Origin of the sequence: Fictibacillus marinisediminis, from assembly GCF_023149135.1 — a bacterium.
Lineage (GTDB): Bacteria > Bacillota > Bacilli > Bacillales > Fictibacillaceae > Fictibacillus_C > Fictibacillus_C marinisediminis.
In genome coordinates this window covers 3,267,808-3,292,816 of sequence record NZ_JAIWJX010000002.1, presented here as the reverse complement: position 1 = coordinate 3,292,816, position 25,009 = coordinate 3,267,808, and the positions used below count along the sequence as shown (strand labels likewise).

24 protein-coding genes and 1 riboswitch are annotated in these 25,009 nt (G+C 44.6%); of the genes, 17 read left to right on the top strand and 7 right to left on the bottom strand.

The annotated features are described in order from the left end of the window. Nucleotides 1-237: 237 nt before the first annotated feature. The 11 genes from LCY76_RS17590 (at nucleotide 238) to LCY76_RS17545 (ending at nucleotide 10,197) form a co-directional block, all read left to right on the top strand. On the top strand, nucleotides 238-933 hold the full coding sequence (locus LCY76_RS17590) for a Type 1 glutamine amidotransferase-like domain-containing protein (protein ID WP_248253692.1): 696 nt from the start codon (nucleotides 238-240) through the stop codon (nucleotides 931-933). Nucleotides 934-1,068: 135 nt separating this feature from the next. Next, the gene (locus LCY76_RS17585) at nucleotides 1,069-1,662 is read left to right on the top strand and encodes a superoxide dismutase family protein (RefSeq protein WP_248253691.1); all 594 of its coding nucleotides are present in this window, start codon (nucleotides 1,069-1,071) and stop codon (nucleotides 1,660-1,662) included. Nucleotides 1,663-1,818: 156 nt separating this feature from the next. Then, nucleotides 1,819-1,920: riboswitch (purine riboswitch) on the top strand. Nucleotides 1,921-2,067: 147 nt separating this feature from the next. Beyond that, nucleotides 2,068-2,664: a xanthine phosphoribosyltransferase gene (locus LCY76_RS17580; RefSeq protein ID WP_248253690.1), complete on the top strand. Its 597-nt coding sequence runs from the start codon at nucleotides 2,068-2,070 to the stop codon at nucleotides 2,662-2,664. Next, on the top strand, nucleotides 2,661-3,980 hold the full coding sequence (locus LCY76_RS17575) for a nucleobase:cation symporter-2 family protein (RefSeq protein WP_248253689.1): 1,320 nt from the start codon (nucleotides 2,661-2,663) through the stop codon (nucleotides 3,978-3,980). Before LCY76_RS17580 ends, LCY76_RS17575 begins: the two co-directional genes overlap by 4 nt. A gap of 127 nt (nucleotides 3,981-4,107) precedes the next feature. Then, nucleotides 4,108-4,239: a hypothetical protein gene (locus LCY76_RS23910; RefSeq protein ID WP_255357545.1), complete on the top strand. Its 132-nt coding sequence runs from the start codon at nucleotides 4,108-4,110 to the stop codon at nucleotides 4,237-4,239. 240 nt (nucleotides 4,240-4,479) lie between these two features. Continuing rightward, nucleotides 4,480-5,217 (top strand): UMP kinase, encoded by a 738-nt coding sequence (pyrH, locus tag LCY76_RS17570; RefSeq protein WP_248253688.1) that lies wholly within the window; start codon nucleotides 4,480-4,482, stop codon nucleotides 5,215-5,217. A 208-nt stretch (nucleotides 5,218-5,425) separates the two neighbouring features. Further along, nucleotides 5,426-6,202, top strand: coding sequence for a hypothetical protein (locus LCY76_RS17565; RefSeq protein WP_248253687.1), 777 nt, complete (start codon nucleotides 5,426-5,428; stop codon nucleotides 6,200-6,202). A gap of 149 nt (nucleotides 6,203-6,351) precedes the next feature. Further along, nucleotides 6,352-7,434: a copper resistance D family protein gene (locus LCY76_RS17560; protein WP_248253686.1), complete on the top strand. Its 1,083-nt coding sequence runs from the start codon at nucleotides 6,352-6,354 to the stop codon at nucleotides 7,432-7,434. A gap of 112 nt (nucleotides 7,435-7,546) precedes the next feature. Further along, nucleotides 7,547-8,638 (top strand): MBL fold metallo-hydrolase, encoded by a 1,092-nt coding sequence (locus LCY76_RS17555; RefSeq protein WP_248253685.1) that lies wholly within the window; start codon nucleotides 7,547-7,549, stop codon nucleotides 8,636-8,638. An 85-nt stretch (nucleotides 8,639-8,723) separates the two neighbouring features. After that, the gene (locus tag LCY76_RS17550) at nucleotides 8,724-8,975 is read left to right on the top strand and encodes a YusU family protein (RefSeq protein ID WP_062236886.1); all 252 of its coding nucleotides are present in this window, start codon (nucleotides 8,724-8,726) and stop codon (nucleotides 8,973-8,975) included. A 304-nt stretch (nucleotides 8,976-9,279) separates the two neighbouring features. Then, entirely contained in the window at nucleotides 9,280-10,197 is a 918-nt protein-coding gene (locus tag LCY76_RS17545; RefSeq protein ID WP_053358484.1) for a proline dehydrogenase family protein, read from the top strand. 111 nt (nucleotides 10,198-10,308) lie between these two features. Here the strand turns inward: LCY76_RS17545 and LCY76_RS17540 are convergent, their stop codons facing one another. The 6 genes from LCY76_RS17540 to LCY76_RS17515 form a co-directional block, all read right to left on the bottom strand. Continuing rightward, nucleotides 10,309-11,853 (bottom strand): alpha/beta hydrolase, encoded by a 1,545-nt coding sequence (locus tag LCY76_RS17540; protein ID WP_248253684.1) that lies wholly within the window; start codon nucleotides 11,851-11,853, stop codon nucleotides 10,309-10,311. A 90-nt stretch (nucleotides 11,854-11,943) separates the two neighbouring features. Continuing rightward, complete coding sequence (locus LCY76_RS17535) at nucleotides 11,944-12,729, bottom strand: 3-hydroxybutyrate dehydrogenase (RefSeq protein WP_091003272.1); 786 nt, start codon at nucleotides 12,727-12,729, stop codon at nucleotides 11,944-11,946. Between the two features lie 262 nt (nucleotides 12,730-12,991). Beyond that, the gene (locus LCY76_RS17530; RefSeq protein ID WP_248253683.1) at nucleotides 12,992-14,386 is read right to left on the bottom strand and encodes a GntP family permease; all 1,395 of its coding nucleotides are present in this window, start codon (nucleotides 14,384-14,386) and stop codon (nucleotides 12,992-12,994) included. 387 nt (nucleotides 14,387-14,773) lie between these two features. Then, complete coding sequence (locus tag LCY76_RS17525; RefSeq protein ID WP_248253682.1) at nucleotides 14,774-15,451, bottom strand: CoA transferase subunit B; 678 nt, start codon at nucleotides 15,449-15,451, stop codon at nucleotides 14,774-14,776. Nucleotides 15,452-15,469: 18 nt separating this feature from the next. Next, nucleotides 15,470-16,159, bottom strand: a complete 690-nt coding sequence (locus tag LCY76_RS17520; protein ID WP_248253681.1) for a CoA transferase subunit A — start codon at nucleotides 16,157-16,159, stop codon at nucleotides 15,470-15,472. Nucleotides 16,160-16,400: 241 nt separating this feature from the next. After that, entirely contained in the window at nucleotides 16,401-17,282 is an 882-nt protein-coding gene (locus LCY76_RS17515; protein WP_248253680.1) for a chemotaxis protein, read from the bottom strand. A gap of 208 nt (nucleotides 17,283-17,490) precedes the next feature. On the opposite strand from LCY76_RS17515, the gene LCY76_RS17510 reads away from it, so the two are divergent. From LCY76_RS17510 to LCY76_RS17485, 6 genes are all read left to right on the top strand, one after another. Then, complete coding sequence (locus LCY76_RS17510) at nucleotides 17,491-19,887, top strand: 3-hydroxyacyl-CoA dehydrogenase/enoyl-CoA hydratase family protein (protein ID WP_248253679.1); 2,397 nt, start codon at nucleotides 17,491-17,493, stop codon at nucleotides 19,885-19,887. 17 nt (nucleotides 19,888-19,904) lie between these two features. Further along, the gene (locus LCY76_RS17505) at nucleotides 19,905-21,083 is read left to right on the top strand and encodes an acetyl-CoA C-acetyltransferase (protein WP_248254713.1); all 1,179 of its coding nucleotides are present in this window, start codon (nucleotides 19,905-19,907) and stop codon (nucleotides 21,081-21,083) included. A gap of 22 nt (nucleotides 21,084-21,105) precedes the next feature. Continuing rightward, on the top strand, nucleotides 21,106-22,890 hold the full coding sequence (locus LCY76_RS17500; protein ID WP_248253678.1) for an acyl-CoA dehydrogenase family protein: 1,785 nt from the start codon (nucleotides 21,106-21,108) through the stop codon (nucleotides 22,888-22,890). 215 nt (nucleotides 22,891-23,105) lie between these two features. Then, nucleotides 23,106-23,465, top strand: coding sequence for an arsenate reductase family protein (locus tag LCY76_RS17495; RefSeq protein WP_248253677.1), 360 nt, complete (start codon nucleotides 23,106-23,108; stop codon nucleotides 23,463-23,465). A 77-nt stretch (nucleotides 23,466-23,542) separates the two neighbouring features. Beyond that, nucleotides 23,543-23,929, top strand: a complete 387-nt coding sequence (gene gcvH / locus LCY76_RS17490) for a glycine cleavage system protein GcvH (protein WP_248253676.1) — start codon at nucleotides 23,543-23,545, stop codon at nucleotides 23,927-23,929. 86 nt (nucleotides 23,930-24,015) lie between these two features. After that, nucleotides 24,016-24,264, top strand: coding sequence for a YusG family protein (locus tag LCY76_RS17485; protein WP_248253675.1), 249 nt, complete (start codon nucleotides 24,016-24,018; stop codon nucleotides 24,262-24,264). A gap of 60 nt (nucleotides 24,265-24,324) precedes the next feature. Here LCY76_RS17485 and LCY76_RS17480 read toward each other — a convergent pair whose 3' ends face one another. Then, nucleotides 24,325-24,708, bottom strand: a complete 384-nt coding sequence (locus tag LCY76_RS17480; protein ID WP_248253674.1) for a KGG domain-containing protein — start codon at nucleotides 24,706-24,708, stop codon at nucleotides 24,325-24,327. Nucleotides 24,709-25,009 lie beyond the last annotated feature (301 nt).

Sequence of the window (25,009 nt, the reverse complement as noted above, 5' to 3'; positions counted from 1 at the left end):
CTATAACTTCCTTTTCTTGATAAGATGAAGGCAGAAGAATTATGTCTTGAGAGGGAGACGAATCACTGAACTCAAAATTAAAAGACATTGGAACAGGGCTGACAAACCATATTGAAATGGACTTTATTAATGAAAAATCAAGGCAGCATCCGTTTATTCGGGATGATCTTCTTTAGCCTATTTGGTGAATAAAAAAATTAACGATAGAGGATTTAAAAACATAAGGAGGCGTTGATGTTGAAGCAGATCATAGCATTGGGCGGGGGCGGGTTTTCCATGGAACCCGAAAACCCTATTTTGGATCAATATATCTTGCGGCAATCTCTGAAGAAAAACCCGAAGATTTGCTTTTTGCCGACAGCGAGCGGTGATGCTGAAGGCTATATAGAGCGTTTCTATCAAGCCTTTAAACAGCATGAGTGTGTTCCATCTCATCTCTCACTGTTCAAGCCGCCATCTGCCGATCTTAGAGGTTTTGTTCTTGAACAGGACGTGATGTACGTTGGAGGGGGCAACACTAGAAATCTTATGGTTTTATGGAGGGAGTGGGGGCTGGATCATATTTTGAGAGAAGCCTATGAAAAGGGCATTGTCCTTGCCGGCATCAGTGCCGGGTCGCTTTGCTGGTTTGAAGAAGGAGTCACCGATTCCATCCCAGGCCAGCTGACCCAGATATCTTGTCTCGGGATTCTGAAAGGAAGCAACTGCCCTCATTACGACGGGGAAAAGGACAGACGGCCTTCGTATCATGACCTCATTCTGCATGGTTTATCGGAAGGGTATGCAGCTGACGACGGAGCAGCACTTCATTTTATGAATGGAGAGCTTACGAAAGCAGTAAGTTCAAGGCCCCATGCCAAAGGATACAAGGTTTCGAAAGTCAGCGGCAAAATTAACGAAGAAGTCCTTCTAACGGATTATTTAGGTTCTTAAAGGTTTAAAAATCCTCCTTCAAGGTCATCACATAAAGTGAGACTAGGTCATCACATTAAGTGAGACTAGGTCATTACATAAACGAGATGACTAGGTCATCACTTAAATGAGTTTACTATTAAGGAGGAGTTTTTTATGAAGAAATGGACCATGGCTCTGAGCGTCTTGATGATCTGTATGCTGCTTGCTGCGTGCGGCAGTACCGGCCAGGAGGATCATAAGAATCATAATATGAACAGTGAAAAAAAATCAGAAGGAGCATCCAGCATGGCAAAGACAAAGCCAGTTACGGTGGAGCTGATGGATGCGAAAGGCAAGAAAGCCGGTACGGCAACACTGGAGCAGGCAGCTGAAGGGGTTAAAGTAAACGTTGAGGCCACAGGGCTGACGCCGGGTGAACACGGGATCCACTTTCATGAAAAAGGGGTTTGTGAAGCGCCGAAGTTTGAATCAGCAGGAAAGCATTTTAATCCAACAAGCAAAATGCATGGATTCAAAAACCCGAAAGGCCCGCATGTGGGGGATCTGAAGAATATAAAAGCAGATTCATCCGGTAAAGCGACAGGTGACCTCATGTCTTCCCTCGTTACCCTTCAGGAAGGCAAGAGCAATTCCCTCCTGAAAGAGGGTGGCACTGCCCTTGTCGTTCATGCCAAGGCGGATGACTACAAGACCGATCCTACCGGAAATTCCGGAGACAGAATGCTCTGCGGGGTTATCAAGAAATAATAGGTTGGAAGCCGGCTCGTCCTGTTAGAATTGAGCCGGCTTTTTAAATTAGATAGTTTGGATTTTTCAAACTTTTTTATATTGTACAAAGCGATTCTTTGGTATTTTCACTTTTTTTCCGAACGATACTTCCTTTTTTGAGGAAATTATTTTATAATGTGTCTAACTTCATAGACTCGTATAATAGCAGGGATATGGCCTGCAAGTCTCTACCGGATTGCCGTAAATGATCCGACTACGGGTGTCGCTTAAATCGTTCTGTTTTTATTTGCACGTGCTGCAGGTGGAAACCTTTCGATTTTTTACCTTTCGGGTACATATGATGGCTCGGAGAAACGCTTCACTCACGTAGGGAGGCGCTTTTCCGGGTCTTTTTTTGTCAGTAAACCGTAAAGGAGATATATCATGAATTTTCTTGAAGAAGTAATCCTAAAAGAAGGACAGGCGCTTTCGGATCAGGTGCTCAAAGTGGATTCCTTTTTGAATCATCAGATTGATCCTCAAGTGATGCAGAAGGTTGGCCAGGAGTTCGCTCGCCTGTATCGAAGCGAGGGCATTACAAAAGTACTTACGATTGAATCGTCAGGTATCGCACCTTCTGTCATGGCCGGTCTTGAGCTTGGTGTTCCGGTTGTATTTGCCCGGAAACGCAAATCGCTGACCCAGAATGGTGATCTTTTGACAGCGAAAGTCTATTCATTTACGAAAGAAGAAGAAAATGAAATCTCCGTTTCGAAAAAATGGCTAAAAGCGGGTGAGAAGGTCCTCGTGATTGATGATTTTCTTGCACATGGAGAAGCCGCACTCGGTTTGGCGAACCTTGTAGAAGAAGCTGGAGCAGAAGTAGCCGGGTTTGGCATTGTAATTGAAAAATCGTTCCAGTCCGGACGTGAGAAGCTTTTGAAAAAAGGTTACAGGGTTGAGTCGTTGGCAAGAGTCGCTTCTCTTTCCAATGGTTCCATTACGTTCACCAGAAACGGACAGGAGGCTTGGAGTTTATGAAAATGACGAACGGCAAGTTATTCTCACTCGGCATTCAGCACGTGCTTGCGATGTATGCAGGGGCCGTTATCGTACCTTTGATCGTTGGCGGAGCATTGAAGCTTTCAACCGAACAGCTCGCCTATCTGGTTTCCATTGATTTGTTGACATGCGGGCTGGCAACCCTTTTGCAGGTTTGGAATAACCGATTTTTCGGAATCGGCCTTCCGGTTGTTCTCGGCTGTACCTTCACTGCCGTCGGACCGATGATCGCAATTGGGTCTCAGTATGGGATCTCTGCGATCTATGGTTCAATCCTGGTATCAGGACTGGCTGTTGTGCTGCTTGCTGGCGTTTTCGGCAAGATCATTAAACTGTTCCCTCCGGTTGTTACGGGTTCAGTTGTAACGATTATCGGTGTAACGCTTATTCCTGTCGCGATTCAGGATATGGCCGGGGGGCAGGGCAGCAAAGATTTCGGTTCACCGGACAATCTGATGCTTTCGTTCGGCGTTCTTGCGTTTATCATTATTGTGTACCGATTGTTTACAGGCTTTATCCGGGCGGTTTCCATCTTGCTCGGACTTCTTGCAGGTACGGTTGCTGCCAGTTTCATGGGTAAAGTGGATTTCGGACCTGTTGCGGATGCTTCCTGGTTCCATATGGTCAAACCTTTTTACTTCGGTCCTCCAACGTTTCATGCCAGCGCCATATTGACGATGGTTCTTGTGGCGATCGTAAGTATGATTGAGTCAACGGGTGTATTCCTTGCTTTAGGGAAAATCTGCGGCAAAGAGATCAGCCCCGAACAGATGACAAAAGGTTACCGTGCGGAAGGGCTCGCTGTTATGCTGGGTGGGGTTTTCAATGCTTTCCCTTATACGACCTATTCACAAAATGTAGGTCTCGTTCAGCTCTCGGGCATCCGTACGAAAAATGTCATCTATACAGCGGGAGGCATGTTGATTGTTCTCGGTCTTGTCCCCAAAGTTGCAACAGTGACGACCTTGATTCCAGCTCCAGTTATGGGAGGTGCGATGGTCGCCATGTTCGGAATGGTGGTCGCTTCTGGAATTAAAATGCTGAGTGATGTGGATTTTAACAAACAGGAAAATCTTCTGATTATCGCTTGTTCCGTCGGGCTTGGCCTGGGAGTAACAGTGGAGCCGGATCTCTTTGCGAAGCTTCCGCAGGCTGTACGAATCTTAACTGATAACGGGATTGTAGCCGGAAGCCTCACAGCGATTGTTTTAAACCTGGTGTTTAATGCTGAACGGAAAAAGGTGAAGGTTCAAAACAGAAAAGAAGCAGCAGTGGGAGTATTAACTACGAAGTAAAACATGGTGCCAGGCACCGCAATTACACACTTGTGTAATGCGGGTGCCTGGCACCATGTTTTTACTCCCAGAGATTAGGGTATATTGCAAGTAGATGAGCTAGCGACCAAGAGAGGAGAAATGCTTCATGAAATATTGCAAAGACTGCTTGAACATTCTGCACCATGGTACAGATGGCTGCACAGTATGTGATGGGACCAATACCCAGGATATCGTAATTACGGTTCTAAGCAACGAAAGAAAATTAGCATCCGCATAAGACATAGTAGTATGTCTTATTTTTTTTGCAGTTTTTCGAATGAACTTTTTGGAACCTGCATCAATATAATGTAGAAGAAAAAAGGAGGCGGGACACATGGATGTAAGAATACTTGATCGCGAATGGAATTATACCCGCCATAGGAAGAACAAAGCCTTTTAAGGGATTTGGTTCTTTTTTTTATGCATGGACAGACAACATCAGATCAAATGCTGATTTTACCTAGTGGGAGGAGAAGAAATGTTGAGGTATAAGAAGGTACTGATCAAATTAAGCGGCGGAGCAGTTGCTGGGCAAGGGAATTTTGGATTCAATCCGCAAAAACTCAACCATATTGCACAGGAAATGATTAATGTAGCGAACTCTGGCGTTCAAGTATCTGCTGTGATAGGGGGAGGAAACATATTCAGAGGCAACCTTGCTGAGCAATGGGGAATGAACAGGGTAGAAGCAGACGAGATTGGTACGTTAGGAACGGTGATCAACAGCTTAATGCTTAAAAGCGCTCTAAAGAGTTTGACGGACAGAGAAGTCATCGTCATGGCCTCAGAACCTCTCGCAGCGGCAGAGCATTATAACCGTGCTAAAAGTATAAAGTACCTTGAGCGGGGAAGTATCGTTCTTTTTGCAGGGGGCAACGGGCAGCCCTTTGTTTCAACGGATTATCCAGCGGTTCAGCGCGCTCTGGAGATGGGGGCTGAAGCGTTGCTTGTTGCCAAGCATGGGGTAGATGGTGTATATTGCAGTGATCCTAAGGTAGAGAAGAAGGCCAAACGGTACGTCTCCCTCTCGTATGAAGAAGCCATAAAAAACAATTTAAAGGTCATGGATCAGACAGCGATGATACTGGCAAAGGACTATCAGCTTCCGATTCATTTGTTTAACTTTGATCAGAAGGGCGCATTTTCGGAGATCTGCAAGAACGGCCACAATCCGGGAACAATTATCAGCAGCAATAAGACAATTGTTTTGATCTAGCCTCTGCTGTCCAAAGAAAGTCTGCGGATCATTCAGTTTGTCCCTGCCCTCTCCCCGAAAATCGGGATGGGGTTTCTTTACGTTTGGCTAATTCATTCCCTTTTGTTTACAATACATATATAGCCATATATGCTTAATGGCTCACGAAATGATGTTAAGTTCTCATTTTCAAACGCAGTGGTTTCGGAAGTTAAGGAGGAACATTTGAATGAAACAAACGATGGACGATAAGATTAAAAACAGAAACAGCTGGTTTAAGATCATACTGATCAGCCTGTTCTGCATGGTACTCATGTTTAAAGTAGCGACAGCAAAATTTACGTTTCATTTCTCGGATTTATTATCATTTATTTTAGCCGTATTTGCGATTGCCATCGCGGTGCTGTTTTACTCAAAGGTAAACGAGATTGTCCGCTTATTAGGGGGCAGCGCGCCGGGGCTCTTGAAACGAAACAAGAAAATGGAAAGTACAGCGGCTTATGCTGAGAATGTCCCTGTAAAAAATGAAGAAGAATTGGTGCAAACCCTTGAAGAGCATAAAGACCAGCTCAAGCGGGTAAAAAAGGTTCAAAATGAAATCATCGACCGTCTGCTACTGAGTCAAGATCTTGAGCATGAAGACAAGAGAGATTATATTGATTACCTTCTGCAAAAAGAGAAGGAAGCAGCGCTGATTCAGATGGAAGCGGACAAGGTATCTGCTCAGCTTGAGGATGCGGATGAATTTGCAAACGGTCCTTCCCCTGCAGAAAGCGGGACAGTCAACAGCATCAATGATGTAGTGGCTGTCCTTGGAAAGGACGTTATTCTAGGGGCGACGTTCGATGAATTGAACCAAAAAGTAAAATCCATTCAGCCAACAATAAGCCAGGAAGTATCTGAGTCACTGCTGCAAGCAGGCTACGTGGATCAGAATTTCAATATCACAAGAAAAGGACTGAAGGAATTTCGCAGTACCGCCAAAAGAATGAAAAAAAGAGTCTAGTATGCATTTAAAAAGCAAGTTCCTTAAAGGAGCTTGCTTTTTTTTAGGTAACCAACGGAGTGGCCGCATCCTCTAAGTGGTGTCTCTTGTGAATTTATGGTAGATTACTAAAGGTACATACAAAACTACACAGGGGGATTTTTTCTCGTATGCTGTTTGTTGCGAAAGCTGTATTATATTTTGTTTTTTCACTTTTTATTGGAACGTTTCTTTTATATTCAATGCCTGTTGAGAAGCGTCCCTTTATTCATATGCAGAAAAAGTGGCTGCTGGTTTGCATCTTCCTCATACCTGTTGCTGCTTTTTCCCAAGTTCTTGAACTGGCGTTAGGTTTGGGAAAGGACTTTGGATTCTGGCCCACACTGAATGATATTTTATTTTCCTTTGATATCGGAAAGGGCTGGTTCTTTATTCTTGCCCTCTCTTTTCTATTGTTTGTTCTTGTTTACTTTAATGATGTCTCCAAGGACCGGTTTCTTGCTAAGCTATCTTTGTTTATCGGGGTGATGATCACGGCTGCTGTCGGCTATACGAGCCATGCCGCAACGCTGAATGAATGGGGAGGCCTTGCTGCTCATTCTCTCCACTTTCTTGCCGTAACCGGCTGGACAGGGACGTTGTTGGCCGTAAGCTGGTTCTCCAAAGACCGTGAGAAGATTCCTGTCTTTTTAAAATGGTTTACACCGTTTGCGCTAGTTTGTCTAGGTGTGACCATCGGTGCGGGGATCTGGCTGATGAGCTACATTGTTCCGCAATATTATAATTCATGGATGATGAACTACGGACAGGCTCTTTTGATCAAGCATGTGCTGCTTGTTGTTGTCATTTTTTACGCGCTGGTCAACTCGATTTGGATCCGGAGGAAAACGAGCGATCCGTCGTTTTCACCCTACAGGTGGATGAGGCTGGAAAGTGTGTTCCTTCTATTGATCTTTATTGCGACCTCCGTTATGGTACAGCAGGAACCTCCTCATGATGTATCGCAAACCCTGGCTTTTCAAAAGCCGTCACGGCTCTTTACCGCGTTTATTGAAAAGGGCGTGCATGCGGGGACATCAGTACATCTTGGTCCGAATGCCTTTACAGGACTGTTAGCTGCTGGTGCTCTTCTTTTACTTTTGGCCGCCATTTTCTGTATCCGAAAGAGTGTCCGTTCATTATTTGTTTTCCTGCTGACTGCTGGATCAGCGTTGGTGCTGTATCTTGCTGTTATGTTCTCTGTGTCGATTTGAATATAATAGACCGCATGCCTCGTGCATCGGTCTTTTTTTGATGTTTAGGGCGGGAGTCATTGTATACTGAAAACAGGAACATACTAGAAAAAAAGAACAGGTGGAGAATCGTATGATGGCTGTTTTATTCACGATTATTGGGCTTTTTCTTTTTGTGTATTTTTTTATGAATGGGTACCCCGACTTTGGCAGTAGACCGTCAAAGCAAAAAAGGCAGTCTTTTCAAAAATCGCTTCAATTTAAACAAGATCATTTTGTGAATGAGACACCGACTGTGATGGACACCTCATTATCTACGGCCCTCTCGATCGCCAAAGATTTTATTAAAGGAAATCCAAAGGGAAGACCTGATCAACCGCTGAAAACGGTAAAACTCAAAATACAGGATGGTCTCGAAAAGAACACAAGGATCACCTGGTTTGGCCATTCGGCCCTCATGCTGGAGATGGATGGCAAGCGCATGCTTCTTGATCCGATGTTTGGACAAGCTCCTTCTCCTTTTCCTATGTTCGGAGGGAAGAGGTATAGCAAGACATTGCCGTTTTCTGTAGAAGATCTGCCTTTCATTGATGCGGTCTTTTTTTCACACGATCACTACGATCATCTTAATTACCGTTCCATCAAAAAATTGAAAGAAAAAGCAGGGCGGTTCTTTGTCCCGCTCGGAGTGGGGAGCCATCTGGAGAGTTGGGGAGTAGAATCCGGGCGAATTAGTGAACATGACTGGTGGGATGAAATGGAGTGGGAAGGGCTTCATCTTGTCTGTACACCTGCCAGGCATTTTTCCGGGCGAAGTTTAACGGATCGGAACGCGACCCTATGGTGTTCATGGGTGATCAAAGGAAAGCAGTCTAAAATATTTTTTAGCGGGGACAGCGGGTATGGCCCTCATTTTAAAAACATTGGAGATCGATATGGCCCATTTGATGCAGCGATGATGGAATGCGGACAGTATGACGATCGCTGGTCAGAGATTCATATGATGCCAGAGGAAACGGTTCAGGCATTTATTGATGTGAGAGGTGACTTGCTTATCCCCATTCACTGGTCAGCATTTACGCTGGCGTTGCATGATTGGACTGATCCGATCGAACGCGTGACGAAAGAAGCGGGGAAAAGAAATGTCCCCGTTGCTGCTCCTCAAATTGGAGAAGCGGTCATCATTGGCAGAGAGAACTATCCCCAAAGGGTTTGGTGGAAATAACATGGAATGAAAAGAAGTTTATTTTGCCAGGCTTTCTTTTTCATATCGCTATTGTTACAATGACGGAAAATGGGAGGGAATCAACATGGAACAGCAGCTTCGCGAGCAGTTTGATGGTCTATTGGAGAAATATACAGAATTGCTGCTTGGAGACAGTGATGAGGACAAGAAAGAAAAAGTGAAGATGTGGGCTTTATATACCTATATCGCTAAATCGATGCCCGCTCTTGTGAAACATTGGAACGAACGCTATCCAGAAGGCAAAGAAGGAATAAAAGAGATCATTTCAGAGATCAAGCAACTAAACGAACAGCACCGCCAGGATAGCGGAAAATAGAGGTATTAAGGAGGTTTTTGCAGGCTGGAAAGAAGAAATTCCCCATCATGCCTCATATAATTAAGGTAAACAATGGTGGTCTTGTAAGGTGAAGGAAGATTTTCGACAATAAATGTCGAAATTTTTCAAAAAAGCCATTATTGTTAAAATAAATGATATTATTAAAGCGGATACATCATTGAAAGTTCAGTAAATTATGCGGTGCCAGGCACCTTAATTACACACTTGTGTAATTCGGGTGCCTGGCACCGATAAAAGAGATAAATAGATGATTACTGATACTGAATTTATAGGGGGAAAAGATATGGAACAGGCGATGAGAGATTTCTTTCTGTTTCTTGCGAAGAACAAAACAATGACGAAGCTTGCGAAGAGGTACGGCCTCAAGTTTGGAGCGAGCCGCTTTGTTGCCGGAGCATCACTGGACAGCTCCATTTCAGCAATCAAAAAGCTGAATGAGAAAGGTATGCCTGTCACGATCGACCATTTAGGAGAGTTTGTCGACAACGAGCTCGAGGCGAAGGAAATGACGGAGCATTGTATCGATGCGATCAAAGCTATCGCAAAAGAGAACGTCAATTCCCAGCTTTCTTTAAAGCTGACTTCTATGGGTCTGGACATCAGTGATGACCTTGTGATGGCGAACATGCGCAAGATCATGGAAACTGCCCAGAAGCATAATGTATTTGTAACCATCGACATGGAGGATTACACGCGCTGCGGGAAAACGCTGGACATCTTCAAAAAGCTGAAAAGTGAATTTGATAATATTTCAACCGTAATTCAGGCTTACCTTTACCGTTCACTTGATGATGTGAAGGATTTAAATGATTACCATCCAAATCTTCGTCTTGTTAAGGGGGCATATAAGGAATCCTCTGAAGTTGCTTTCCCTGACAAAACTGATGTGGATGAAAACTATAAAAAACTAATTGAAACACACCTGTTGAATGGCAATTATACGGCTATTGCAACTCATGATGACGAAATCATCAACTATACAAAAGCGCTTGTTGAAAAGCACTCCATTCCGATGGATCAGTTTGAATTCCAGATGCTTTACGGCATTAAAGTAGAGCGCCAGGATCAACTCATGCAGGAAGGGTACAAAATGCGCATTTATGTCCCTTACGGAAACGACTGGTACGGCTACTTCATGCGCCGTCTGGCTGAACGTCCTGCCAACGTCATGTTTGTATTAAAAGGTGTATTTGGCAAGTAATAGTTGAAGGATGCCAGATAGAACGGGCATCCTTTTTTATCTGAATCGAAGCGAGAGCGCACCCGGGCTGTATTCATACCGGGTGCGCTTTTCATTCTTATTGATGCTGTCCTAGTTTCCGTCGACAGAGGTTGTCATCGGTTCTCGTTCTTTTCCTGTTTTTAGATCAATAACTTTTGTAGCGTCGTTGGGCGTTCCAACTTTCTTGCTATCCGGTGCTTTTTGGTTGTTCTCGACCCAGTCTACAAGGAGATCAAACGATTGATAGACGTAAGGAAGAAGCGGCTGCAGCTCCTTTTTAGCATCTGTGGCACTGTTCCAAACCAAACTGTCCACATGATTTCCCTTCTCGATGGTATACAGCCGGTGAAGCTTGCCCCGGCCTTTCTTTTTGATGAGCTTGTCATATGGATCAGCATGGACAGACGGGAAAATGAGAGAATCCCATGAACCAGTCAGGCTGATCAGCGGCACGTTGATTTCTCCTGTATTTTCAATGCCTTCTACGTTTTTTTTCACTTGTTCCGGGCGGGAGTTATAATCATAGCCTTGAAAAATGGAATCATAGGTGCGGTCGCGGACGCCGTTCGTGAAGTTTAAGTAGTTTCTCCAGTCGAGACGGTTTGGAGCGGATGGATCCAGTTCATCTCTGTATATATTTAATGTTACAAACCAGTATACCTGGTCATGGTAGCTCCATAGATTTTCTGATCCCTTGGGAAGGCCGGCTTCATATAACTCCTCGCGTGCGGTTTTTTGTTCTGCAGGAGTACCATACAGCGCTTTTTCTGTATGGTTGACAACAGGAGTGAGAGACGTGATCAGATTGGGATCATGAGCTCTCCATAATACACCTTCCCAATCGATGCCTCCGTCAAATAAAGGGGGGTGCCCTGCTTTTTTCATGCCGTCATGCTCCAGCGCATAGCGGACGACATAGCCTCCATTGGATATGCCGACCGCATACGTCGGTACGCGGTGATGAGGGGTGATCAGTTTACTTGCGGGATTTTTTCTGTCGTTTCTCTTGATAAGCTGATCTGAATAGTGTTTAACAAGATAGTTTTGAGCGGCGATGGTTACTTGCCGGAACCTTTGGTGCCATTCGGGAATGCTGTCATCCTCACTGGCAAGAGCATTTTTCACTTTGGCAAAAGGATCATTAGGATCGGCTGTCCCTTGAGTTCCTTTATCACTGGCTGCAAATGCATATCCTTTAGCCAGCATAAAGTCACTGAAGAGAAGGTCTGTCGAGGTTTCATTCCGAGTAGCAGGAATACCGGAAACAACCAGCTTGCCGTTCCAATCATCCGGTACTCTGACCACAAAATGGGCATCATCAAAAATGCCGTTTACCTGAGTGCCAGTAATTTCGGCCGGCTGATACAGCTTGTTCCAGCCTGTTCCCATTGACTTATCTCCCCAATTGTATGGAGCAAGACCAAGGTTTCCATAGACCGTTGCGGCTTCATACTGCTTCGGATTTTTCGTTGTCATCCAATTTCCGTCTTTTCCGTCAAAAATAGTTTCGGTGACACCGTGGGCACCTTTAAAATCAACTGGCTGCCTGGAATCCTTGGCAGCATGGACCTCTGATAGACTTGAAAAAAGCAATAGAGATGCAGCAGCTGTAATCCCAATCCATTTCATTCTCACATCAATTCCTCCATTCTAAATAGAGAAGAGCCCTCCAGGATTACAGGCGGGCTCTTCTCGTTGTTGATATCCATTTTTCTCTCACTGTTTTTATTGAGCGGTGTATCCGCCATCGATCACAACCGCCTGGCCAGTAACTCCTCCAGCCTTATCGCTCGCGAGGAAGATCGCATAATCAGAAATCTCCTTAACTGAAAGCAAACGTTTCTGGGGAACGAGAGGGTAGATGACCTCTTCCAGTACTTTTTCAAGTTCTACATTTCGGGTACGTGCCAAGTCTGAAAGCTGGTTCCTTACAAGCGGTGTATCCACGTAGCCAGGGCAGATGGCATTTACAGTAACTCCATGCTCTGCACCTTCAAGGGCGGCTACTTTCGTCAGCCCGATCACACCGTGTTTGGCACTGTTATAGGCAGCTTTTCCGGCAAAACCGACAAGCCCATTGATGGATGCCATATTGATGATGCGTCCGAAGCCTTGTTTTTTCATGATCGGAAACGCGTGTTTCGTCGCCATGAACGGCGCAGTCAGCATCACTTTGATCAGTTGCTCAAATTTCTCAGTCGGGAAATCTTCAATGGGTGATACATGCTGCAGGCCGGCGTTGTTGATGACGACATCCAGTCTTCCAAATTCGTGAACGGTCTCATCCATCGCCCGTTTGAGCGCTTCTTCATCACTGACATCACAGGCTGTTCCTATAGCGTGATAGCCTTTATCTCTAAGTGACAAAGCAGCATCCTTGGCTTTTTCTTCATTTAAATCACAAATGGCCACCTTTGCCCCTTCCTTGGCAAAATCCATCGCGATCTCAAGTCCGATTCCGCTTGCAGCTCCTGTAATAAATGCGACTTTATCCTGTACTAAGCTTCCCATACCATTTTCTCCTTTTACATGTTGATGTAAGAATAAGCTGTGAAGAAATGTCTAGCTCCAGCACCCAAGACTGAAAACGTGTTTCTTGTTTTCAGCCCAGGCCATCGAAGGACGAAAATAAACAGCTTTTTTCGTTCCTGGTCACTTCGCTCTTCCCCCTCAACACAAAAAGCGTGTTGCTGGGAAAGAACTCCAGCGCTTCATTAAGGACATGAGCCGTGTCTTCTTTATCGGACCTTAACGGTGTGCTTGCGCTTTTCTTTTAAACGATGCCGAAAAGATAATAAAGGGCGATAACGAAAAATACAGCAATTGTCTTAATGAGGGTCATCGCAAAAATATCAATATAGGATTGTTTATGAGTTAGCCCGGTAACCGCGAGCAGGGTGATGACCGCTCCGTTATGAGGAAGTGTATCCATGCCTCCGCTTGCCATTGAAGCTACTCTGTGAAGTACTTCTGGATCAATTCCAAGCTTATCGGCTTGTGCGACATATTTGTCACCCATCGTTGCCAGGGCAATACTCAAACCGCCGGAAGCCGAACCAGTAATACCTGCCAGGGCCGTTGTTGTTACAGCTTCGTTAACAAGCGGGTCCTGAATAGTATCGGCCATGCCTTTATTGACAGAGGCAAAACCAGGGAGGGCAGCGATTACTCCGCCGAATCCATATTCGGAAGCGGTATTGAGTGTAGCGAGCAGGGCTCCGCCGATTGAAATATTGATGCCGGCGTTGAAATTTGATTTTACTTGTCTGAAAGCAAACAAGAGAACCGTTACAATTCCGATGACAAGTGCGCCTTCTACTGCCCAGACCGCCGCAAGCTTTGGAATTTCAACCGGCGGCACATCTTTCATGCCGATTTTTGTAAAATCAAAAACGGTGCCGTAATACTTCGGGATCATGGTTGTAAATACTTTGTTGAAAATACCGACGAGAAGAAGGGGCAGAATAGCAATAAAGGCATTCGGAAGCACTTCATCCGGAATTTGTTCCGGCTCGTTGATATGGCCTGTTCCATAGCCCTCGCCAGCTTTTGCTGCTTTTCTTCTTCTCCATTCTAAATAAGTCATACCAATCGCAAGAACAAAAAGACCGCCGATCAATCCAAGCCAAGGTGCAGCCCACGTATCTGTTTTAAAAAACGTAGTAGGAATAATGTTCTGAATCTGCGGTGTTCCAGGAAAAGCATCCATCGTAAAGGTGAACGCACCAAGCGCGATGGTTCCAGGTATGAGGCGTTTTGGAATATCCGCAGCTTTAAACAGTTCAGAAGCGAATGGGTAGAGTGCAAATGCTACGACGAACAGGGAAACGCCGCCGTATGTCAGAATGGCGCCGACAAGGACAATCGCCAGCATCGCTCTGCTCGGTCCGATTAATTTGATAACCGCTCTTGTGATAGATTTTGCAAAGCCTGACATTTCTATGACTTTCCCGAAAATCGCTCCAAGTAAGAAAACCGGGAAATATAGTTTAATAAATCCGACCATCTTTTCCATGAATACTCCCGAGAAGAACGGAAGGACATGGCCAGGATCTGTTAAAAGCACCGCGAAAAGTGCAGCGATCGGTGCAAACAAAATGACACTGAAGCCACGGTATGCGACAAACATAAGGAAAAATAAAGCCAACAGAATAATAATAATATCCACTAGGTAACCCCCCTATAAGTGTTTCTGACCTGAATGCCAAACTCTGTTTTTGCAAGGCTGTTTTCGCAACCTTTGTTGCTATTGAGGTTGGTTGATCTCCGTTTCAGGATGCTCGCTTTCCGCGGGGCGTGCGCTGAGCCCCTCGGCGCACGCGCCTGCGTGTCTCGCCTGTCACGCTTCCCCCGCAGGACAAGGAAGGCTTCGGCAGCGTTATATCGCACGAAGAAAATGTGAAATTCATTTTCGAGGAGTCTCGTACCTTGCACTCCTATCAACTTGTCAATGAAGTTTCTTTACAAAAATGTTCCCCAGGCAACAATCTTTTAGAAAAGAGCATTTTGCAAAACAGCTGAAAGAACGGCATCACTCCTTTCGTAATCCTATCAATTAATAGGCTTCGAGCTTAATATTTTTTGAAACAGCAAGGTGAGGTTCGGTGCTTTGCTGAATGTCTTCCACGGTATAGCCTTGGGCGACTTCAACAAGCTCCAATCCGTTATCCGTCACATCCATAACCGCACGCTCCGTGATAATTCGGTTTACGACACCGCGTCCAGTTAGCGGAAGTGTGCATTCATTTAAAATCTTGCTTTTCCCGTCTTTGCTGACATGGTCCATGATGACGATGATCTTTTTTGCTCCGTGGACAAGATCCATCGCACCGCCCATCCCTTTTATCATTTTTCCGGGAATCATCCAGTTAGCGAGGTCACCGCTTCCGGAAACCTCCATACCTCCAAGGATAGCAATGTCAATATGCCCGCCGCGGATCATGCCGAATGATTCAGCACTGTCAAAATAAGATGCTCCTTCAATCGCAGTAATGGTCTCTTTTCCTGCATTGATTAAATCGGGATCAACCTTTTCTTCAGATGGATAAGGTCCGATTCCCAAAAGTCCATTCTCAGACTGCAGAACGACACTTTTATCCGCCGAGATATAATTGGCAACAAGGGTAGGCATTCCGATTCCGAGGTTGACATAGTAACCGCTTTCAATTTCCTGTTCAGCACGTTTTGCGATCTTTTCTCTAATCGCTTTCTTATCCATTACATTCGTACCCATGTATTTCCTCCGTTCCGGTTAATTGGCAACTGTTAACCTTTCAATTCTTTTTTCCTGTACACCGACAATAAGGGATTGGACATAGATGCCGGGAGTGTGGATTGCATCCGCTACGAGGCAGCCGGCCTCTTCAAGCTCTTCAACTTCAGCGATCGTTACCTTGCCTGCTGCTGCCATCATTGGATTAAAGTTTCTCGCTGTTTTGTGGTAGATCAGATTACCCATTCTGTCGGCTTTGGCCGCACGAACGAGGCTGAAGTCTGCCTGAAGTCCAGTTTCCAGCATGTATTCTTTCCCGCCGAAAGATCGGATTTCTCTGCCTTCAGCAAGTGGAGTACCCACTCCAGCAGGGGTATAAAACGCAGGAATGCCAGCACCGCCGGCTCGAATCCTTTCTGCCAATGTGCCTTGCGGGATCAGTTCGACTTCAATTTCACCTGATAAAACTTGCCGCTCAAATTCTTTGTTCTCTCCTACATAAGAACCTACCATCTTCTTTATCTGTTTATTTTTCAAAAGCAGGCCAAGACCCCAATCATCCACCCCGCAGTTATTGGAGATGACGGTTAAATCTTTGGTCCCTTTCTCAACAAGGGCCAGAATCAGATTTTCAGGGATACCGACCAGTCCGAAGCCGCCTACCATGAGTACGGAACCGTCCTGAATGTCCTTTACGGCTTCTTGAAATGAAGATATTACAGGTTTCATAAGCATTCACTCCTTTTTTCTGCTCTGTTTTCTATCTTGCAAGTTCCGTGCCAAAACGAAGAAATTAAAGCGCTATCAGACTTTTGAAATTTTTATGAATATTTCATGAAGATTTTATTCCGAAATTTCGGAAAGGAAAGAGGACGAATGGCGTGAAAGTCCACGTAGGTTAAGAATGAATTAAATTCCGGAAAAACGGAAAAAATTCCGGATTCCCGGAAAACTCTGTCGTAAACTTTAACTATCCATTAACTTTATTAATGGTTTTCCAGAGCTTGGACAGTGAGGAACTGATATGGTCGATGATTTTGTCCGTTTTAAAATAATAGAGATGGGAGAGGGGCGACCAAGAAGCAAAAAGATTTCCAGTGTTCACTTCAATGTCTTTTGTCACCGACCGGCTGTATTCCTCATTTAATGTTTTTAAGGGAAATGCAATAACATCATCCTGATCATAAAAATTAACCCATTCTCCTTGAACATGGCTGCAATGCTTTTTAAAATGAGGCGATGGGACGCGGATGGGACTGTCAAAATCTGAATATCTTAACGTCCATAAAGGCATGGGAGTCCCCATCGTATAAAAGCTGGATAGGGTTTCACCGTTTTCCAGAGGATTATTTGACTTTAAGCTTTTGATGCTGTCAGGAATTTTTTCCGGGATAAATTGAAGGTCATAAAAATAATTGCTCGCTATAACCGTTCCAAGGCTGTGAGATACGACAGAAAGCGGAGTTTGATCACCTGCTTTGTTCCGCAGTGTATGTAAGCCTTTCGCAACGGTTTCATGAACTCTTTCGTAGTTTGGATTTAAATGCGAGGATGAAATGGGAGCTGGCTGATAAGCGATAGCATCACCGAAAAAGCGAATGACAAACTGGCGAAGAGGGGCATAATTCAGCGAAATCTTCTTATCCATCGAAGTCCATAAGTCTTCTTCTCTTTCATTGAATACGCCGCCCCAAAAAACAGGGACCATTTCAATCTGCGTTTCAGGTGCATGATGAAAGGAAGCAATTTTTTGTCCGAAGCTATGTTTTAATGAATGCATAAAATCATCGGCGTACGTTTCATCCTGGTTGCCGATTCCGTGAAGGATCAGAACTCCTACTTTAACTGACATGACTTCACTTCCTTTGATGTTTTGATGTGTGTTTAGGGCTTGGTTTTACTATGACAAAAACCTTTACAAAAAGAAAGAAAATTCTATGTTGTCAAAATAATCGAAATGTCTTATGATGAGTATAGAACTAAATTTAAAAAGTAGTCATTTATTTTTTTTACCCTAAAAATGAATGAGTGTTCATTCAATAGCTGAAGGAGGAAAAAAGATGGCCATAACCATTCAAAAGGCTGCTGTTCTAGGGTCTGGAGTGATGGGAGCAGGAATCGCTGCACATCTCGCGAATGTAGGAATCCCTACTTTGCTTCTGGATATGGTGCCGAGAGAACTGTCAGAGGCTGAAAAGGCAAAAGGCATTACGGAAGACAGCCCCCAGTTCCGCAACAGACTCACCATACAGGCAAAGGAAAGAATGCTTAAACAAAAACCAGCACCTCTGGCGGTAAAAGAAAATCTTGATTTAATTTCAGTCGGCAACTTTACAGATGACTTATCAAAGCTGAATGATGTGGACTGGATCATTGAGGTCGTTGTTGAACGGCTGGATGTAAAGCGTCAGATTTTTGAACAAGTAGAACAATTCCGTAAGAAAGGTTCAATTATTAGCTCTAACACATCAGGTATTTCCATCCACGCGATGGCAGCGGATCGTTCTGACGACTTTAAAGAACATTTCCTGGGCACGCATTTCTTTAATCCGCCGCGATACTTAAAACTGTTGGAAATCATCCCAACAAAGGATACCAGCCCTGAGATCGTTTCTTTTATGAAGGAATTTGGGGAGAACATACTTGGAAAAGGCGTAGTCGTAGCAAAAGATACACCGAACTTCATCGCCAACAGGATTGGAACATACGGCCTGATGGTCACGGTTCAGGAAATGATGAAACAGGGGTACAGCGTAGGGGAGATTGATTCTGTGACAGGCCCGCTGATCGGCCGCCCGAAAAGTGCGACCTTCAGGACCCTTGACGTGGTTGGATTGGATACCTTCCTTCACGTGGCAAGAAACGTATATGACCAAGTGGAAGGAAAAGAAAAAGAAGTGTTTGATGTTCCTCCATTCTTGAACGAAATGGTGGAAAAAGGGTGGATGGGAAGCAAATCCGGCCAAGGCTTCTATTTAAAACAGAAGAGCAAGCAGGGAGCAGAGATCCTTGAACTGGATCCTTCTACACTGGAATACAAGCCGCGCCAAAAACTGAAGACCGCCACCACGGAACAGGCAAAACAATTGAAGACAACAGAGCAAAAAGTGAAAGCGCTTTTATATAGTAAAGACCGTGCAGGAGAGATGCTTTGGTCGATAGTTAAGCCGGTATTGATCTACTCTGCTGAAAAAGCGTATGAAATCGCGGATGATATTGTTGCCATCGATAATGCGATGAAATGGGGCTTCGGATGGGAGCATGGACCGTTTGAGATCTGGGATGCCATCGGAGTGAAAGAATCCGTTAAACGCATGACGGATGAAGGAGAGACTGTACCATCCTGGATTCATGAGTTTGTTGAAAGCGGAAACAATTCTTTCTACCAGACAGAGCAGGGTGAAGTTTCGTTCTACCATAACGGTGACTATAGAAGAGTCAAAGAAAACAAAAAGACGATTCACCTTTCATTGCTGAAAAACAAAGGAAACCTGATCACAAAGAACAACGGTGCGAGTCTGATCGACATGGGGGACGGGGTAGCCTGTTTAGAATTTACGTCTCCAAACAACGCCATGGGCCCTGATATCATCATGATGCTCCATAAAGCGCTGGAAGAAGTAGAAAGAAATTACGAAGGGCTTGTCATCGGAAACCAGGGGAAAAACTTCTGCGTAGGTGCCAACCTGATGCTTATTTTAATGGAAGCACAAGATGACAATTTTTATGAGCTGGATATGATGGTCCGCCAGTTCCAGAATACGATGGGAATGGTGCGCTACAGCAAAAAACCGGTCGTTACCGCAAACTTTGGCATGAGCCTTGGCGGAGGAGTGGAAGTTTCTCTTCCTGCAGCTGAGATGCAAATGTCTTCTGAAACATATATGGGCCTTGTAGAAGTAGGTGTCGGGTTAATCCCAGGCGGAGGCGGAAACAAAGAATTGCTGCTTCGCCAGGTGGAACGTCTGCCTAAAGGTGCAAAATTGGATCTTCAAGGTGTTGTTAACCAAGTGTTTGAAACCATTGCGATGGCCAAGGTTTCTACTTCAGCACAAGAAGCTGAAAAGCTTGGATTCTTAAGGCCGCAGGATGGAATCTCTGTTAACAGCGATCATCTTCTGTATGATGCCAAACAGCGCGTTCTTTCATTGGCGAAGCAGGGGTACCAGCCGCCGAAACGCAAAAAGATACCGGTTGTCGGTGAAGCGGGTTATGCGACACTTTCACTCGGTGCTGAAACGATGAGATTTGGAGGCTATGTCTCCGAGCATGATCTGAAAATAGCTAAGAAGCTCGCCTTTGTTCTGTCAGGCGGAAGAGTCCCTGAAGGAACACTGGTCGATGAGCAATACTTATTGGATCTCGAACGGGAAGCTTTCCTGAGTCTTGCGGGTGAGCCAAAATCCCAAGCAAGAATGCAGTATATGCTGACTAAAGGAAAACCGCTTCGCAACTAAAAGGAGGGGAAACAATGCTGAAAGAAGCTGTAATCGTAGCAGGAGCAAGAACACCCATAGGCAAGGCAAAAAAAGGTTCCTTCGCTCAAATGCGTTCAGATGAACTCGCAGCGATCACCGTAAAAGAAACACTGCGGCGCGCTGGCGGCTATGACGGCCCGATTGACGATCTCATCATGGGATGTGCCATTCCAGAGGCAGAACAGGGCATGAACATGGCAAGATTGATCGGGGCGAGAGCAGGCCTCCCGGATACCATACCGGCTATTACCGTTAACCGGTTCTGTTCCTCAGGACTTCAAAGTATTGCTTATGGAGCCGAGAAAATTATGCTCGGTCATGCGCAGGCTGTTTTAGCCGGAGGAGCTGAGTCGATGAGTCTGCTGCCGATGGAAGGCCATGTCATCAAACCGAATCCTTACCTGGTTGAAACGGTTCCTCAATATTACATGGGGATGGGATTCACAGCCGAGGAAGTGGCAAAGCGATTTGGTGTAACGAGGGAAGATCAGGATGCCTTTGCTGTTCGAAGCCATCAAAATGCTGCACGTGCCATCCAGGAAGGCAGGTTTAAGGATGAGATTGTTTCAGTTCCTGTAACAAGACGCTGGCTGGGAGAAGACAATAAATTAAAAGAAAAACAATTCACAGTCGACACGGACGAAGGTGTTCGCCCTGATACAACCATTGAAGGACTTGCGCGTCTGCGTCCTGCATTCTCTATTAATGGTTCTGTAACGGCAGGTAACGCATCACAGACGAGTGACGGCGCTGCGACAGTACTTGTCATGGACCGTGAAAAAGCAGAAGCGGAAGGATTGACCCCACTCCTGAAATTCAGAAGTTTTGCTGTTGCAGGTGTACCGCCTGAAATCATGGGAATCGGTCCTGTAGCTGCTGTTCCTAAAGCGTTAAAGCTTGCTGGTCTGGAAGTATCAGATATCGGCTTGTTCGAGCTGAATGAAGCATTTGCTTCACAGGCTGTGCAAGTGATTCGTGAGCTGGGTCTTCCGGAAGACAGAGTCAATGTCAACGGTGGAGGAATCGCTCTCGGCCATCCGCTTGGATGTTCCGGAGCAAAGCTTACTCTTACACTTCTTCATGAAATGAAGCGCAGAGGAGAGCAGTTCGGTGTCGTAACGATGTGTATCGGCGGCGGAATGGGTGCTGCTGGTGTTTTTGAATTAGTAGGCTAATCCAATACAGGAGGGAATAAACATGTCTAACACAATGGAAAAGGTTTTTAAAGGCGGAAGCTTTTTAGTGGAAGATATTCAGGCTGAGGACCTTTTTACACCGGAGGATTTTTCAGAAGAACACCTTATGATCGCCAAAACGACTGAGGATTATGTGGTTAAAGAAGTTGTTCCGCAGCTTGATAAGCTTGAGAACCATGAGTTCGATATTTCCAGGCAGCTCCTAACGAAAGCGGGAGAGCTGGGTCTTCTTGGTGCTGATGTTCCTGAAGAATACGGCGGCCTTGGCCTTGATAAAATTTCTTCTTCCTTAATCACTGAGAAATTTGCACGCGGACGCGGCTTTTCGATCAGCTATGGTGCCCACGTTGGAATCGGTTCTCTGCCGATTGTCCTCTTTGGTAACGAGGAACAGAAGAAAAAGTATCTGCCTGATCTGGCAGTAGGAGCAAAAATTGCAGCTTATGCACTCACTGAGCCGGGATCTGGTTCCGATGCTCTAGGTGCCAAAACTACGGCGAGGCTGAACGCTGAAGGCACACATTATGTGCTGAACGGAGAAAAGCAATGGATCACAAACTCCGCTTTTGCCGATGTTTTTGTCGTGTATGCGAAAATTGATGGAGAACAATTCTCTGCGTTTATCGTAGAAAGGGATTATCCGGGTGTTTCCACAGGGCCGGAAGAAAAGAAAATGGGTATTAAATCTTCATCCACCCGAACGCTTATTTTAGAAGACGTTCACGTGCCGAAAGAAAATCTTCTTGGTGAGCCGGGAAGAGGGCACGTAATCGCGTTTAACATTTTGAACATCGGACGCTATAAGCTTGCGATCGGATGCGTTGGTGCTGCGAAACGCGGAATCGAAGTTTCTGCGAAGTATGCAAACGAGCGCTCTCAATTCAAACGCAAAATCAGTTCCTTTAGCCTGATTCAGGAAAAGATCGCTAACATGGCGCTTCAAACATATGCGTCAGAAAGCTCGGTTTATCGTACAGTCGGTTTGTTTGAGACACGTCTCGGCAGCTTGAGTGAAGAAGCTCAAAAGGATGGGCTGCAAATCGGAAAAGCCATTGCTGAATATGCGATTGAATGCTCATTAAACAAGTTCTTCGCCTCTGAAGTGCTGGATTATGTAGCTGACGAAGCTGTCCAGATTCATGGCGGATATGGCTTCATGAGTGAATACGAAGTCGAGGGAATGTACCGCGATGCCCGTATTAATCGTATTTTTGAAGGAACAAACGAGATCAACCGCTTATTGGTGCCAGGCACCCTCGTCCGTAAAGCCATGAAAGGCGAGCTTCCTCTAATCGAGAAAGCGACCGCGCTTCAGAATGAGCTCATGATGATGATGCCGCAGGAAGTAGGAACGGAGCCGCTTGAGCAGGAGAAATATCTTGTAAGTATGGCAAAAAAGGTCATCCTGATGGTAGCTGGTCTCGCAGTTCAGAAGTTTGGACCTAAGCTTGAAAACGAGCAGGAGCTGCTTGCCAACATGGCGGATATGGTCAGTGAAGTGTACGCGATGGAATCTGTCGTTCTTCGTACGGAAAAAGCGATCAACAGAACAAATCTTGAAAGAAACACGCAAAAAGTGCTCATGACAGAGGTGTTCTGTCAGGAAGCCTTCAACCGCATCGAAGCACATGCGAAGGAATCCATTATCGGAGTGGAAGAAGGGGACACTTTGCGCATGATGCTGTCCGCACTGCGTAAGCTTACCCGCCACACACCAATCAACGTAATCAAGAAGAAACGTGAAATTGCTGCTGTTGTCTTGGAAGAAGAACGCTACGTTATCTAAATTTATTCTAATAATGCCTTATCTTGAAACATACTCTCTCAATTTGGCTCCGGTGATTACACCGGAGCACTTTTTTATTTATTCAATACGGTGCCAGGCACCGCAATTACACAAGTGTCAAAAAGCAGTGCCAGGCACCGAGATAAGTGATTAATTTCCCTTTACCTGGCTAGACTATTTTGTGTTACTATGGAATGGAAGGAGTGAGAAATTGCATGAGTATAACCTTTTATCAATACCCAAAATGCGGAACATGCCAAAGGGCTAAAAAGTGGCTGGATTCCCATGATATTAATTTTGAATCCGTACATATCGTTGAAAACCCTCCTTCTAAAGAGGATATCAAAGAGCTGGTAGAAAAGAGCGGCCTTGATATCAAAAAGTTCTTTAATACGAGCGGGATGAAATACAGGGAGCTTGGCTTGAAGGACAAGGTGAAAACAGCTTCCGAAGATGAGCTGCTGAATCTTTTGGCTTCTGACGGCATGCTGCTGAAAAGGCCGATCACTACAGATGGAAACAAGGTAACAGTCGGTTTTAACGAGGATACGTATAACGAAGCATGGGGTAAGTAATTTAATTAGTTGCTTAACTATAATAAATTTAATATTATAGTTATTATAAATAACAAGAAAAGCTGGAGGGATACAAAATGAATTTTCCAAAAGAATTGCGTTATTCAGAAGAACACGAATGGGTAAAGGTTGAAGATGGAAATAAAGTAAGAATCGGTATTACTGACTTTGCACAGGATGAACTGGGCGATATCGTATTTGTAGAGCTTCCAGAAGTGGGCGATGAAATTAAAGCGGACGAGCCTTTTGGCAGTGTTGAATCCGTTAAAACAGTTTCTGAACTTTATGCTCCAATCTCTGGTAAGGTGGTTGAAATCAACGAAGATCTTGATGACAGCCCTGAGCTTGTAAACGAATCAGCTTATGAAAAAGCATGGATGATCGTTGTTGAAGCATCTGATCTTTCTGAAACAGAAAACCTAATGTCAGCTGAGCAATATGAGGAAATGACAAAAGAAGACTAATCCCTTATTTTAAGTATTTTCGATGAGTACTCAGCTTCTTTCCGGAGACAATATGAACATCTTCTATGGAAGGAAGTGAGTGTTCATTGGATTCAAAAAACTCAGGATCTAAATCGGACATTACGTCAAAAGTGTATGGGAAAATGGATACAGGCTATATGTCCCTGTTCCATGATAACCAGAAAATAGGCCGCGTCATCTTTTCCGACCAAGGAAATCAGTATGAAATGGCTGAAGGCTTTGAATTTGATGCTGACAAAATTTATAAAAAAGACAACAGTTCTGCAGAATATCCCCAAAGTTACGTACAGGGATGCGATGAGGGCTGGTGTTAGTTAGAAAAAGCGTAAAAAAGGACAAACCCTCAGGGCTTGTCCTTTTTGCATTTTTATAAATTAATCGCTGCGGCGGCTGTTACCGCCTTTTTTGCCGATTTCTCTGTAAAAATCTTTGTTATGGCTGTCGGAAGTAGCTGCTCCGCCTTTTTTACCGATCTCCTGATAAAAATCTTTATCATGGCTATCTGCCGTCGACTTGCCGCCTTTTTTACCAATATCTTGATAGAAGTCTTTATCATGGCTGGATGCAGTTGATACTCCGCCTTTTTGACCGATTTCCTGGTAGAAGTTTTGATCGTGGCTTTTAGAAGTAGCATTTCCGCCCTTTTTGCCGATTTCCTGATAAAAATCTTTGCCATGGGTTTTAGACGTTTTTTGGCCGCCCATGCGCCCTGCTTCTTCTCTGCTCATTCCGTCTCGGTTGTCATTATTCTTAGCCATTTCAAAATTCCTCCTTATATATGGTAAATAGTGTGCTCCCAACAGCTATTTACTTTGTGCTGTTGAACTTAGAGAAACAATATCCCCTTTTCGCAATGGTTAAACAGCTTTAATCGAAGTTGGTACGAAACTCCTTATTAAGTTGGCTGCTTGTAGGAAAATGGGTTGCATATCCATAAATAGTTGTCTGATTTATTAACAATCAATGGAGGATTCTAATAAAATAAAGGGTATTATAGTAAGTAAGAAAAAATATCAATCGCTTTAATACTCGTTCTTTAGCAGATATAGGAGAGATGAT

Coding starts and splice junctions, on each gene's coding strand:
- LCY76_RS17585 (WP_248253691.1), top strand. CDS start 1,069: ATGAAGAAATGGACCATGGCTCTGAGCGTCTTGATGATCTGTATGCTG.
- LCY76_RS17580 (WP_248253690.1), top strand. CDS start 2,068: ATGAATTTTCTTGAAGAAGTAATCCTAAAAGAAGGACAGGCGCTTTCG.
- LCY76_RS17575 (WP_248253689.1), top strand. CDS start 2,661: ATGAAAATGACGAACGGCAAGTTATTCTCACTCGGCATTCAGCACGTG.
- LCY76_RS23910 (WP_255357545.1), top strand. CDS start 4,108: ATGAAATATTGCAAAGACTGCTTGAACATTCTGCACCATGGTACAGAT.
- pyrH (WP_248253688.1), top strand. CDS start 4,480: ATGTTGAGGTATAAGAAGGTACTGATCAAATTAAGCGGCGGAGCAGTT.
- LCY76_RS17565 (WP_248253687.1), top strand. CDS start 5,426: ATGAAACAAACGATGGACGATAAGATTAAAAACAGAAACAGCTGGTTT.
- LCY76_RS17560 (WP_248253686.1), top strand. CDS start 6,352: ATGCTGTTTGTTGCGAAAGCTGTATTATATTTTGTTTTTTCACTTTTT.
- LCY76_RS17555 (WP_248253685.1), top strand. CDS start 7,547: ATGATGGCTGTTTTATTCACGATTATTGGGCTTTTTCTTTTTGTGTAT.
- LCY76_RS17550 (WP_062236886.1), top strand. CDS start 8,724: ATGGAACAGCAGCTTCGCGAGCAGTTTGATGGTCTATTGGAGAAATAT.
- LCY76_RS17545 (WP_053358484.1), top strand. CDS start 9,280: ATGGAACAGGCGATGAGAGATTTCTTTCTGTTTCTTGCGAAGAACAAA.
- LCY76_RS17535 (WP_091003272.1), bottom strand. CDS start 12,729: ATGGGAAGCTTAGTACAGGATAAAGTCGCATTTATTACAGGAGCTGCA.
- LCY76_RS17525 (WP_248253682.1), bottom strand. CDS start 15,451: ATGGGTACGAATGTAATGGATAAGAAAGCGATTAGAGAAAAGATCGCA.
- LCY76_RS17520 (WP_248253681.1), bottom strand. CDS start 16,159: ATGAAACCTGTAATATCTTCATTTCAAGAAGCCGTAAAGGACATTCAG.
- LCY76_RS17515 (WP_248253680.1), bottom strand. CDS start 17,282: ATGTCAGTTAAAGTAGGAGTTCTGATCCTTCACGGAATCGGCAACCAG.
- LCY76_RS17510 (WP_248253679.1), top strand. CDS start 17,491: ATGGCCATAACCATTCAAAAGGCTGCTGTTCTAGGGTCTGGAGTGATG.
- LCY76_RS17500 (WP_248253678.1), top strand. CDS start 21,106: ATGTCTAACACAATGGAAAAGGTTTTTAAAGGCGGAAGCTTTTTAGTG.
- LCY76_RS17495 (WP_248253677.1), top strand. CDS start 23,106: ATGAGTATAACCTTTTATCAATACCCAAAATGCGGAACATGCCAAAGG.
- gcvH (WP_248253676.1), top strand. CDS start 23,543: ATGAATTTTCCAAAAGAATTGCGTTATTCAGAAGAACACGAATGGGTA.
- LCY76_RS17480 (WP_248253674.1), bottom strand. CDS start 24,708: ATGGCTAAGAATAATGACAACCGAGACGGAATGAGCAGAGAAGAAGCA.